Source organism: Duncaniella sp., from assembly GCF_029054785.1.
GTDB lineage: Bacteria > Bacteroidota > Bacteroidia > Bacteroidales > Muribaculaceae > Duncaniella.
Map to the genome: position 1 here is coordinate 1 of NZ_JAIDEN010000108.1, position 12,717 is coordinate 12,717.

The 12,717-nt window shown below is 49.1% G+C and carries 7 protein-coding genes; 1 reads left to right on the top strand and 6 read right to left on the bottom strand.

Annotated elements, in window-relative coordinates:
- Positions 1-21: 21 nt before the first annotated feature.
- Positions 22-447 carry a hypothetical protein gene (locus K2H17_RS07270; RefSeq protein WP_300133189.1) on the bottom strand — a complete coding sequence of 142 codons (426 nt, stop codon included), beginning with the start codon at positions 445-447 and terminating at the stop codon, positions 22-24.
- 325 nt (positions 448-772) lie between these two features.
- Here K2H17_RS07270 and K2H17_RS07275 point away from each other — a divergent pair, with 325 nt between their 5' ends.
- Complete coding sequence (locus K2H17_RS07275) at positions 773-1,624, top strand: GNAT family N-acetyltransferase (RefSeq protein ID WP_300133192.1); 852 nt, start codon at positions 773-775, stop codon at positions 1,622-1,624.
- Positions 1,625-1,756: 132 nt separating this feature from the next.
- Here K2H17_RS07275 and K2H17_RS07280 read toward each other — a convergent pair whose 3' ends face one another.
- From K2H17_RS07280 to K2H17_RS07300, 5 genes are all read right to left on the bottom strand, one after another.
- Entirely contained in the window at positions 1,757-5,011 is a 3,255-nt protein-coding gene (locus K2H17_RS07280) for a S41 family peptidase (RefSeq protein ID WP_300133195.1), read from the bottom strand.
- A gap of 77 nt (positions 5,012-5,088) precedes the next feature.
- Positions 5,089-9,672, bottom strand: coding sequence for a translocation/assembly module TamB domain-containing protein (locus K2H17_RS07285; RefSeq protein WP_300133197.1), 4,584 nt, complete (start codon positions 9,670-9,672; stop codon positions 5,089-5,091).
- 46 nt (positions 9,673-9,718) lie between these two features.
- Positions 9,719-10,816, bottom strand: coding sequence for a TlpA disulfide reductase family protein (locus K2H17_RS07290; protein ID WP_300133199.1), 1,098 nt, complete (start codon positions 10,814-10,816; stop codon positions 9,719-9,721).
- Positions 10,817-11,279: 463 nt separating this feature from the next.
- Positions 11,280-12,479, bottom strand: coding sequence for an esterase (locus tag K2H17_RS07295; protein WP_300133202.1), 1,200 nt, complete (start codon positions 12,477-12,479; stop codon positions 11,280-11,282).
- A gap of 22 nt (positions 12,480-12,501) precedes the next feature.
- Positions 12,502-12,717 (bottom strand): glycoside hydrolase family 97 C-terminal domain-containing protein (locus K2H17_RS07300; RefSeq protein WP_300133203.1); only part of this gene is annotated, 216 nt, incomplete at its 5' end.

Here is a 12,717-nt window from a genome sequence, read left to right on the forward strand (position 1 = left end):
TCCCACATCGAGATCCAACAATCAAGTATAGGCCCGCTCGACATTACGTTTATCGCCCTTGCTGTAATTCTCATAGTAGGACCACATCCATTTCAAGAAATCTACATCTCTGTTTCTTTTGAGCCTGTAACCCTCTGCACACTCCAATAGTTCCTGCCCCCGCTCAAACCGGATGCGTTTGGCAATCTCCAATGTTTCCTTATTCTGCTGACGCTCCATCGGTGTACGTGGCGCTTGCCACAGATACAGGCCTAACCGCTCAGTACTTCGATTGACTTTTTTATAAGTCTTTCCGTTATTGCTCTCGGCTACTTCATAGCCTAAATAAAATTCTAAGTAGAGACTATCGCGACCATCACTAAGCGACTGACCCATTAATTTAGGGTTGTCTCCGGCGTTTCCCTCAATCAAATATGTGTTATTGCCTCGATAATTTTTCTTTGCCATTATGTCTATTCTATTTGTTTTCTTTTGCTTGCAAAGGTACAAAAAAGATTTTTCCAATAAGCAACCAATAAGCAACTTTTAGAAAAACAAGGCTAAAAATGCGAAAATAAGAGAAAAGACCAAAATCACAACCTCCTGATTAATCGTATTTTATCTTTCTTTTATTTTCCCGTATTTTCCTCAAAAAGTGGGTTTAATACCCCTCCGAGGTACATTTGAAAGAGTTTCAATAACAATCCTTAATGCCGATCATCATTTGATCGGCTTATTTTTTCGCAAATCCATACAGAGACCGATCCAACTGTCATTTGAACCCGACTGCCCGATGAAAATCAGAAATTTAGAACATACCGACTTCGATACGCTGTTCATCAGCTTTGAACGTGCTTTCTCTGATTATGAGATCTGTTTTGACAAAGGAGAGGTCCGTTCGATGCTCAAAAGACGCGGCTATGATCCCCGCATCTCGTTTGCAGCTTTTGAAAAGGATGAAATTGTGGCATTCACATTGAACGGGAAGGGAATATACAACGGCATTCCTACCGCTTACGACACCGGGACAGGAACAGTGAAGGAATATCGTGGACAAGGCATAGCCGGAAAGATCTTCAGCTATTCTATTCCCTTTCTCAAAGAGGCAGGCATCAGGCAATATCTGTTAGAGGTATTGCAAAACAACCATAGAGCCATTACTGTGTACAACCGCATGAACTTTGAGACAAGCAGGGAGTTCGATTGTTTCAGACAGACGATCGGCGCCATTAACAACGCCCCCGCGGATCTGAGTTCAGAATACACTGTCGAGCCGGTCACAATTGATTTTATCCTTCAATGTCAGGATTTTTGCGATTTTTATCCCTCATGGCAAAACAGCATTGAATCAATCAGACGCGCGGAGACCGACCTGACATGTCTCGGCGTTAAAATCAGCGGAATTCCCGTCGGCTACTGCGTACTTGATCCGCATACCGGAGATCTGTCCCAAATAGCGATCAGAGAAGAATACCGCCGAAGAGGAATAGCCTCACGCCTGTTGCATGAAGCCACAAAACGCATGAAAACAGACTTTGTAAAAGTCTTGAACATCAACTCTGACAATACAGCCTTGTCGGCATTTCTTAAAAACAAGAACATCACATTGACAAGCAAACAGTTTGAAATGATACTGCGACTCTGACAACATTAAACGCAGTAAATAAATCATTCTTAACCGGCAGCAACAAATAAAACAATCCGGATGAGTCGTCCTTGACTGGACGGATCATCCGGATTGCGGTTTTATGTGAATGCGGTCTTAAGACACCCGCGCTTATTTCTTGGCGGTTTTCTTCATAAGGTGCTTGGTGGCGCCTATGAGCTGTTCGTCAACGCCACGGAGGACATCGGCGGGATTATTGTAGATGACCACATCAGGGTTGAGCTGCTTGTTTTCCAGCATTTCACCGTTGCGGTCCAGCGAGGTCACTTCGGGGATACCGAAGACGATTGTCGGATCAATCTGAGTCTCCCACCAGACAGCTGTCATCGTGCCTGGAATCGGTGCGCCGATGACATCGCCGATCTTAAGAGTCTGATAGACATACGGAGTGCCGTGGGCATCACTGTAATTGCTTTCGTCGACAAGCATGGCCGATGGCTTGCACCATTGAGAGAAGGGATCTGTGCCGATAAACTGGCCGCGCGGACAGTGCGTTACGTATGCTTTGCCGCTGAGGAGTATAGCAAGGTCGTTGTGAAGCCAGCCTCCGCCATTGTGACGAGTGTCAACGACAACCGCATCGTGATTACGGTATTTGCCGAGCAGACGGTCATAGACCTCATTGAAGCTCGAACCATCCATCGCTTTCACATGCACATAGGCGATACGGCCTCCTGACACACTGTCGACAATGCGTTCATTGCGTTCGACCCATCGGCTGTAAAGCAGATCCTTGATTGTGTTAGAGCCGACAGGCTTTACATAGACTGTCTTTTTCTCGCCTTTGGCTTTCTTCACTTCAAGTTTCACTTTCTTCCCGTTCTTTCCTTCAAGCAGAGGATAATAGTCTTTGCCGGCACGGATCAGAGAGTCATTGACAGAGAGAATCACATCGCCCGCAGCAAGGCCGAGGCTCTTGTCAGAAAGCGGACCGCGCTTGACGATCTCTTTGATCTTAAGACCGTCGCCCTTGAATGATTCATCAAAGAATGCACCGAACGAAGCTGTCGGGAGCACCTGGCGGCCTGAACCGCCGGAATAGATGCCGCCGGTGTGTGATGCGTTAAGTTCTCCGAGGATCTCACTGAGCAAAATCGCAAAATCATATCCATTGTTGATATGAGGCAGGAATCTTGCATATTCCTTCTTATACAGTTTCCAGTCTGCACCGTGGAATTTCTTGTCGTGGAATTTGTCAAAAACCTGACGCCACATGTGGTCGTAGATATACTCCCGTTCTTCTGACGGACGGCGGTTGTATTCGGCCTCATAAGATACGCCTGTCGATTTTCCGCTTGCGAGATTGACTTTCTTGATGCCGGAGCGGTCAATCACGAAAATGTTGGCACCCTTTTTGTCAGGCACCATGCCCCATGCACTCAGACCTTTGACAAGAACTCGCGTACCGCCCTCCTTCAGATTGCGTTCATAGAGAGAGCGTCCGTCAGGGCTGGATGCGACATAGTAGAGCTTATCCCCTTTGGGAGATATGTAATACGATCCTAATCTTGCCGAAGAGCCTGTCAGACGCGCCATCCGATAACGGCGGTTTTCAAAGTCGAGATCCAGGGCCTTGACTTCATCCTTTTTTACAGAATCTTTTTTAGCATCGTTTTTCTTGGCTGCATCCTTTTTGGATTTTTTCTTAGAGTCAGACTTTTTGCCATCCTGCTTTTTCTTGTCTTTGGCCGATTTTTCTTTGTCGGCGAGCTTCAGTTCCTCATCTGTCATCCGGAATCGGTCATAGGCCTCTCCGTCAAGGAACATAAGCATGACGTCGCTCTCATTGCCCCAGCTGCCATGACTCTTGTAGCCATATTTGCTGGTTGTATATGCAACAGCCTTTCCTCCAAGCACCCACTGCGGACTGCCATTGCTATAACCGCTTTCGGTCAGATTGACGGTCTCACTGCCGTCAGCCTTTACAAGAGCAATGTCAGCATTGTTCCAACCTCCGATACCGATATAGTTTGTGAGGAGCCATCGGCTGTCCGGACTCCATTCAAAGCCCGCATCTCCGTCGGCGTAACTGTAATTATACTTTCCGTCAAGCGCTGTTACGACCTTCTTGCTCTTGAGATCCATCACACGCAGAGTTGTGCGGTCTTCCAGGAAAGCAACCTTCTTTCCATCGGGACTGTAAGCCGGGAAAAACGCAGGCTTGTCACTCTTATAGAGAGGTTTCTCAACAAGTTCCGTGGCATAAAGAAGCGATTTCTCCTCCGGATCCTTGATTTCAGTGGTAAACAGCTGCCAGATTCCGTCGCGCTCGCTGTCATAGACAATGCTGCGCCCGTCAGGAGCGAAATCCACGGCGCGCTCCTGAGCAGGCGTGTCGGTGATACGGCGGGTTGTGTTATATTCGGTCGAAGTGACATAAACATCGCCGCGAAGCACGAACGCCACCAATTCTCCGTCAGGCGACACTGCAAATGTCGAGGCACCCGAACGGCGCATTGTCTTTTCTACCGGCGAGGCATAATCATCGCTGAGAATATTGACTTCGACTTTTGAGGGCTTTTCATTTTCGGTCATCGTATAGATCTCTCCGTTCCAGCTGAACGCGAGCCGACCGTTGTCAGAGGCTGACAACGAACGAACAGGATGCGTCTTGAACTTGGTCAGCTGTCGTTTCTGCGAACCGTCAACCGAACGTTTGTAGACGTTGAGAGTTCCGTCTTCCTCACTTATGAAATAAAACTGACCGTCATTGGCCCAGACAGGATTCATGTCATGTCCGTTGAAGTCTGTCAGTTTCGTGTGTTTGCCGTTGTCGAGAAGCCAGATGTCGGCAGTGCCTGAAGAACGCTCATGCTTTCTCCAGATATTTTCAACGCCTTTACGGTCCTGATACAGAACCCGTCCGTCACGATTGAAACTAAGGGCCGGCATTGTGAGCGAGATCATCATTTCAGGACGTCCGCCATTGATGTCGACCGTATATACCTGCTGGGAGAATGCAGCCTGTGCCGCAGTCGACGCAGGCATGTCGGCAGTACTGAAAACGACATGGCTGTTGTCTTTGAAAGCGAGCGGAGTCTCATTGCCTGAATGTGTTGTCAGCCGTTTGGGAACACCGCCTTTGCTATCAACGACAAAAATGTCGAGCGAACCTTCGCGATCACTGTTGAACGCGATCTTCGAGCCATCAGGACTCCATACAGGCAATGTGTTGTAACTTCCGCCTGAAGTCAGCTGCCTGGCATCGCCACCTTTGGCCGGGACGGTAAAAATGTTTCCTTTGTAGGTAAATGCAATCGTAGTGCCATCAGGAGAAATAGCCACGTTGCGAAGCCACAATGGCGCAGCGCTCATGCCAAGCGAGCCTATGGCAAACAGCGCCAGCGAGATGATACTTTTTCTCATAAAAATGTGAATATTGTGATATTTTCTGTTATTCTCAGCAGAGGTCTGCTATTTAGACGAAGAGCCACGCGGTTTAGTTACATCTGTTTTTCGCTTTTTTCAGACATTTTCTCCTCTTCGTTTTTCACGGCATTCTCAGGTTTGGATTTTTCAGACTGACCGGCCTCCTTTTTCGGGGTTTTGCGGCGTTTCAGGAATGAAAAAATATTGTCAAAGTCACGTTTGAATACAAGTCCGACTCCCTGGGTGGTCAGGGCGCTCTTCAGGTAGTAGTTCTGATCATTGTAGCGGTTGTAGGCCTTAAGCTGGATTGTTCCTGCACGGTTGAGCAGATAGCGTATATCGAAATCGCCGATAAAACTGTTGTTGTTCATTGAATTATCGCGATAGCCGAAGTTTCCGTTCAGCAGCAGGCGGTTGTTGAGCAGATGGCTTGACAAGGCCACGTCCACCTGGACATCGGAGAAGTCTCCGCGGTCACTGCGGATGGCCGGCGCAATGCTCCAGTTATCGCTCAGTTCGCCGAGCATCGAGCTTAGACGGGAGGAGATCGTGGATGAGGCAACCGATACAAGTTCGTTGCCATGAGTAGCCGTCATGTAATCCGGTGTGTAGAACTTGGAGAGAGCCAGCAGATAAATGATCTGACGGTTCATCATGTCCTCGGTCGACACTATCGAGCGCACTTTCCGGTAGGTGTCACGGGTAAGCGTCGGGAAGTCCAGATCAAACGAAATTTCAGGCTGACGGATGTCTCCGCGGACCATCATCAGGGCATCGACCGGCACACTCGTGCGTGTCAGCTCACGGTCTTCAAGGAAAGATTCGTCAAGATCGCTAAGATTGGCATTGAGCGAATAAGACGCCACAATGTCAAGCTGTGCGCTGTAAGGATCGCCCAGGAAGGTGATCTTGCTGCCATCCTTGATCTTGAAGGCCTTTATTATTATATCCTGAAGAGTAAAATTATAGACACCATGGTTGATCTTATAGTCACCATACATGCGCAGGTCTCCGTCAGAACTGTATGACATTCTCATCTGACCGCTGCCGAATGCTGTGATCTTATCACCTCCGACAGGGTCCATCAAAAGATTGATCGACACAGAAGGAGTGATACCGATATCGAACGTCATGGCATAAGTCGAGGCTGACTGTTCCTCCTTATTGCGTATCCGCTCGCGCAACTGCCGGACAATAAGGGGAGTTGGATCCAGAGCTGCAATCGAATCCTTGTAGGCCTTGTTTTTATCCCGCAATGTGATGAACTGGTAGTCGATAGCCTGCTCGGCATCGCTCATAACAAAGGTAAAAGTAGATTTCTGCGCAGTCGACATGGCAACATTTATATCTACACGACCGGGCACTCCGCTGACCGAAGCCTTGCCGTTGCCATAGACGAGTCCATACCAAGGATCTTCGGTCTGATTTTCGCCGACATCATAGACCAGAAAATCACGCGCTCCAGTGATATCGAAGCGGAATGTCGGATCGTGGAAATATGTATGAGCCACATAGCCGTTGAGACTGGCGGTCTTTCCGTTGCGGTCAGTCAGACAGATATTGTCAAAAGTGATCATGCCCGGCCGCAGGTGCACACTGTCAGTCGTCGTGTAGGTCGTGTTTGTGAAATCAAGTTTCAGACTCAGGTCTTTGGCAAATATATCGCCTGTCAGATCCAGATTCTTGAACGTGCCGTAGAGATGAGCTTCACCGCTGACCTCGCCGCTGATCTTCGAGGTAAACGCCGACATAAACGGAGCCATGAAACCGACCGGCGCTTTGTCGGCCTTAAACATGAAATCAAGCTCTGAACTCATCGGTTTGATGATACCGTCCACTTCCGATCTGGAACCGTTTTTCCCGACTATGTCAGCCATTATCCTGACAGACTTGGCCTCATGGTCCCAATAACTGCGGATATCTCCGTCGCCCATCACACAGCCGTTGTATTTCAGACCATCGACTTTAAGCCGTGGCGTATAGAGCACCGGATCTCCGGAAAGAAGTTTCAACCCGTAGAAGCTGCCTGTTGCCCGTCCGCCGAACTGCACGGCATCGCTCATGTTGAGCGAATCGAAAATATAGTCGACGTCAATGGCATCAAGCTCAACAATCAGACGGTCCGTCGAGTCGGCCGAGGCTACACCGTTGATCTTCAGAGACTGCCCTGCACGCTGCCCGCTGAGATTGCTGACTGCGATCCTTTTCGGCGACACTTGCACCGATGCCGGATTGACAGTCCAGACGGAATCATTGAATACCATCTGGGTCTGTGCGACGGATATGTCAGTCAGAAGCACGTCATTGTCACCATCGCTGCGGCTGAACAGGGCTGAAAAATCAAAATTGCCGTGGAAATCCTCCTGTCGGTCTATTTTCCAGACAATTGATGTTCCCAGCGAGTCAAGCGCGCCTTCGGAATTCAGCAGCAGGTCCAGCATTCCGTTCTTGGTCGGGAATGATGTGTGGGCGCTTACGCCCGACCGGACGTTGGCCGCATCGAGCAACACAGACAGGCGGGTTCCTTCCACAAGCTTGTCCTTGTTGCGCAGATAAGGGGCATCCACATCAACTCCGATCATGGCGACATCGCCGCCTCGTCCGAATGATTTTACATTCACGGGATAGATAATATCGGTGGGCAAACCCAAAAAGCGGCTGACCGTAGAATCTTCCTTGACTTTGAGATCAAGATCAAAATTGAAATCAGCAATCTCCTGTTCCGTATCAGCCGGCAACAAAGCCGGATATACTTTGGCAACCACAGCCCTGACATCCTTGACGAGGGTCTTCAGGCTGAAACTGCCGGTGAGGTCAATATCCAGTTGAGGACTGCGAAGCAAGAGACTCCGGGCCGAATCTCCGGTCATGGCATCCAGCTCTATACGCGAAATTGACAGAGACCTGTCATTGCGACCGTCAAACGTAAGCTCCGACAGCTTCACCCAGCCGTTGATGTTATCCGGATTGCGACCGCGGACCGATCCGTCAAACTCAAATGAGATATCGCCTCTCAGTTTCTCCCCCTTGACAAAAGGATCAAGCGAGACCCTGCGGACCTGTGCATAAAGCTCGGTAAGAGGCCTCTCTCCACTAAGCTCGGCACCTCCGGAGGCTGAGAAATCAAGCATCGGAGATGTGGATCTCAACGTCGCGTCGACACTGTTTCCTCTGAAATCAGCATTTGCGCTGAGATCCGAGAACTCATAACCGTTCCAGATGAATTCCGGAACTGAAAGTCCAAGCGTTCCCCGGATATTCTTATTGTTCATAATCGTCAGATCCGCCTCTGATTCAAAAGATATATAGGTCAGAGGAGTCAGAGACTTATGCAAAGCAGAGGGATTCAGGCCCATCGAGGAAACAAAACCGTCTATTCTCAGAGGGCCTTCAGGACCGTCTTTTTTGAGACCGCAATCAATGTCAACACTTCCGCAGTCTGTATCCAGCGCACCGTTGAAGTCAATTCCACCGGGTTGCAATGTCAGATCTCCGAGCAAATCAATCTCCCCTAATGGAGCAAGAGGGAGAAGCCTTTTATATAAATCATGACCAAGATTTGTCTCATTCGAGATATAGCTCAAAGCCTGCGGAACAGAAGCCTGCACATTGAGGCGCTGAAGACTGACAAACAGAGCCTTCGGGCCACGTGTGAGGTTTTCAATAAAGCCGTGGGCGCTTATGCGGGCATTTCTCTCGGCAATCGAGAGTTCAAAACGATTCAGATTCAGGCTGTCAAGAGCCCCGTCAGCCTCCAGATCAATATCCACCCGCAGATCAGCATCCTCCAGACCTCTGACAAACGGACTTAGATCCGAGATGGTCAGATAGGACTCCGATAGCGTCTCGACAGGAGAACAGAGGATCTCTTCCGGCACAATCGGGCCTCCAAGCGGCGAACGCAAGGTGAAATCATTGAGTGCAAGCCTGGAGTCATTCACTTCAACCGCAAAATTCTCCACACTCATCGTTTCCTTGTCAGCATTCACTACGGCTGTCAGTTCTTTAAGCAAAAGTCCGCAGCCTTCTGATGCCGCCATGCGTTTGATCTCGACTTCAATGCGACTGTCCGAAATGACAGGCGCACAAAGGTCGGCCCGCAGTTCTCCGATGCGGATATGGTTGGCATCAAAGCGCCCTGAATCAGCCGGTGCCATATCACGGACATCATAGCTGAGTCCTGATCGCCGGATGACTACAAGATTGACCGCCAGATCAAATTTAGAGGGACCCTTATCATCCTTTTTCTTGAACCTGTCAATGATAGGCTGGATGTTCAATGGATCTGACGAAGACTGCCGATAGAGCCTGAGGTCAAGGTCTATGATCTCCACATAGGTAATGACCAGACGCTTGTTCCACAAACCTTCAAAAAAGCTGAAACCTGCGCCGAGATGGTCGACCCGCAAGGCTTTTTCACCGGCCGGATCGTTCACACTGACGTCAGAAAGCACCACTCGGTTAAAGGGGGCGATAGACACAGAACCCACCGAGACTTCTGTTCCCAAAAGCTCGGTGAGTTCTTTTTCTGCTGTATCGGCAATACTGTTCTGGACAGAGGGAAGACTGAGGACAACATAAAGAATCAGCGGTACTGCCAGAGGCAGCACTAATACAAATATAAGTATAAAGCGCAGAATCCGATAGAATGTTTTCAACTCAGTCGCCGCAGGCCGATATATAAAGTCGTTATTCCTAGTTGTTTTAGAGTCGACGCGCTACCGAAGCGTCAAGAGTGCCGAGATCGGTCACACGCTCGACGACATCACCGTTGCGGTCAAAGATGAAAATCGCAGGCAGTGCGCCGACATTGTAGTCGCGCAGAGCCTTGTCACCATCGGCCACACCGTTGAGCACAGTGATCCACGGAAGGTTCTTCGCTGTCTGCTTCCAGGCATATTCGTCATCATCAAATGCGACCTGATAGATTTCCAGGCCCTGCTGATGATATTTCTCATAGATCTTGTTGAGCATCACGTTGAATGCAGGCGAATCCTCGGCTGTATAGGCAGTGAAGTTGAGGATGACAACTTTACCTTTTGAGGTCAGATCAAGCAGTGAATGCTGCTTGCCTTCATTGTCAAACAGATTGATGTCAAAAGCGCGGACTTCATTGGCATAGGCCACGTTTTCCTCATTAACTTTTCCGGACTTGGGACGATTTGAAATAAAGAGATTGCGCAGGTAGGTTGTGCGCGGATCCGAGGGACGCAGCTCATTAAAGGCATTTGCCACCGCACCGATAATGCGCAGATCCTCTTTGACTGCCGGGTTGAAAAGCGGCTGTCCGCCGATACGCTTGCTTATAATATAATAAGGAACAATTCCGGCAGGATCCGAGAGAATCATCTTGCCAAGTTCACGTTTGAGTTCGACGTTAGCAGTGACTGCCTGTGCTCCTCCGGAAACCGCTTCGGCACGAAGCAGGCTGTCGACGCGTTCGAGATTCGCAGCTTGTGGAGTACCTGAAAGACTGTGGTTCACATCAATATCAGGAGCCTGAGCGGTGATCGAAAGTGTCTCGATGCTGTCAATCGGGAAATAGAGCGACTTCTCTCCCACCCTCAGCCGATAGATGTCAGGGTAGCCCTGGGCATCACGGCTATAACTGAACGATCCGTTGCCTTTGACCTCGATGGTGTCCATCGGATACCAATATCCCTGATTGTTACCTTCAAGGACAAGCAGATCTTTTTCGCCAAGTCCGTCAATGCGGCCTTCAAGCTGCCATTTATTGCCGTTGCCACATGAGACAGTGACAGCTAATGAGCTTATGAATAGTAATTTGCCTATTGTTTTCATTTCTATTGTTCTAAGAGATCTTCTATTTTGGGTTAGATGAGTGCAAATTTAGCATATTTTTCTTATTTGGGCAAATGAACTGATTGTCAGAGGTGTTTGGAAAGGGTTGGGTACTAATCGTGTACTTTCGTGGAAGTTGCCGTAAAGTGGGGAAAACCAATTTTGTAATTCTTGACTCCGGTTAAGGATTTTTAACCGCCGTCAGTTGCCTCTTTTTACCCGTTTCGGTCATCGAAAAGTACACCCGGAAGCGGAATTTTCGGGAGAGTTGTCAGTCATTGTCCTCTTTCAAAATCGTAATTTCGCATACAAAAGTAGCTATAATTTCCGGGACGCAAAAATGTGGTGCCAGATTCTCGGCACATATTTTCAGCTATTTTTAGCCATGCCTGATGTCGGCTCAAATCTTTGAATAAGACAATCGGACTCTATGGTCTACGCAAAGATGCAAATTTTTATCGAATCATTCGCCTCTGAATAATTTCGGAACAAATTCGGTCAGATAGATTCGCCAGTTTTTCCAGATATGGCCGTCAGGGGTTTCGTAGTAAACATAGGGATAGCCATTCTCGTCAAGCATCCTGCGATACTGGGTGTTGGCGTCATAGAGGAAATCGGTGTTGCCGATGGCAATCCAGTAGAGCGCCGGTTTTCTGTCAAACTGCGTCTTCAGTTTACTGTCGATATCTGTGTAGACAGGTGATTTCACACCATCATTCGGCTTGATGGCGGCGGAGAAAAGGCCTACATAGTCAAACATATCGGGATATTCTCTCGAAATGCCCAGCGAGTGGAAACCGCCCATCGACAGTCCGGCAATAGCACGGTGGGACTTGTCGGCCAGTGTGCGGTAGTTTGAATCGATGAAATCGACCACTTCGGGAAATGAGGCCTCGAATGAACCGTCCATCGTCTTGGGGAGCCTGATTGTCGGAGGCACAATTCCCGACGAGTTTTCGCCCGGAGCCGCTTCCTGAGAGGCATTGCCGTTGGTCATCACGACAATCATCGGCTCGGCCTTGCCCGACGCAATGAGATTGTCGAGAATCTGCGCAGCGCGTCCGAGCTCGACCCAGGCATTTTCATCGCCGCCCATTCCGTGGAGAAGATAGAACACCGGATAGCGTCCGTCGCCCTGCTCATAACCGGCAGGAGTATAGACCGTCATTCGGCGGCTCATGCCGAGCGATGGACTGTCGTACCACACCTTCGATATGGTTCCGTGGGGCACATTGCTGACTCTGTATAAGTCGGCCCTTTCGCCGGGGATTATGAAGATGTTAGAGACAGAAGCCACATCGCGAAGCATGTAGACATTGTTGGGGTCGTTGATACGGAGCGAATCGACAAGATAAGTGTAGCTGTATAGCTCAGGAGACAGAGGCGCGGCAGTTGTGAACTCCCAGAGTCCGTCGCTATTCTTTTTCAGTTCGGCTTTACCTGGGACATCAAAGGAGCCGTAAGGAGTTGTGACCTTTTCTGTCGGCAGGAAATCACCGGTCACGATTACCTGATGGGCCTTGGGCGCGTCAAGACGGAATGTCACAGTATTGTCGGGGTGAATGTCGGGCGATATGATTGTAGGCACGCCCCAGATGGCCTGCTGAGCCAGCGCTGACAGCGAAAGACTCAGTGCCAGTACGAGAGATAATAATTTTTTCATATATCGACAAGTTTGATTCATTTTATTCGCCTATAATCACAAAACCGCCGTCAGGCATGATTTCGACCGGAACAGAAGCTGCATTTTTCAGTTTGAGCTGCTTTGCTTTGAGCTCCTTGCCCTTCTCGTCGGCATAACTCACGGCTTCAGCGCCCTTCAGACCGAGCGCCGAAAGGTCAAGTTTAACTTTCACCGGCTCCTTGAGGGCATTGACACCGGCGATATACCACTTGTTGGC

Bases quoted from the DNA above. Each gene is read 5' to 3' on its own strand.
- K2H17_RS07270 (WP_300133189.1), bottom strand. From the start codon at position 447: ATGGCAAAGAAAAATTATCGAGGCAATAACACATATTTGATTGAGGGA.
- K2H17_RS07275 (WP_300133192.1), top strand. From the start codon at position 773: ATGAAAATCAGAAATTTAGAACATACCGACTTCGATACGCTGTTCATC.
- K2H17_RS07280 (WP_300133195.1), bottom strand. From the start codon at position 5,011: ATGAGAAAAAGTATCATCTCGCTGGCGCTGTTTGCCATAGGCTCGCTT.
- K2H17_RS07290 (WP_300133199.1), bottom strand. From the start codon at position 10,816: ATGAAAACAATAGGCAAATTACTATTCATAAGCTCATTAGCTGTCACT.
- K2H17_RS07295 (WP_300133202.1), bottom strand. From the start codon at position 12,479: ATGAAAAAATTATTATCTCTCGTACTGGCACTGAGTCTTTCGCTGTCA.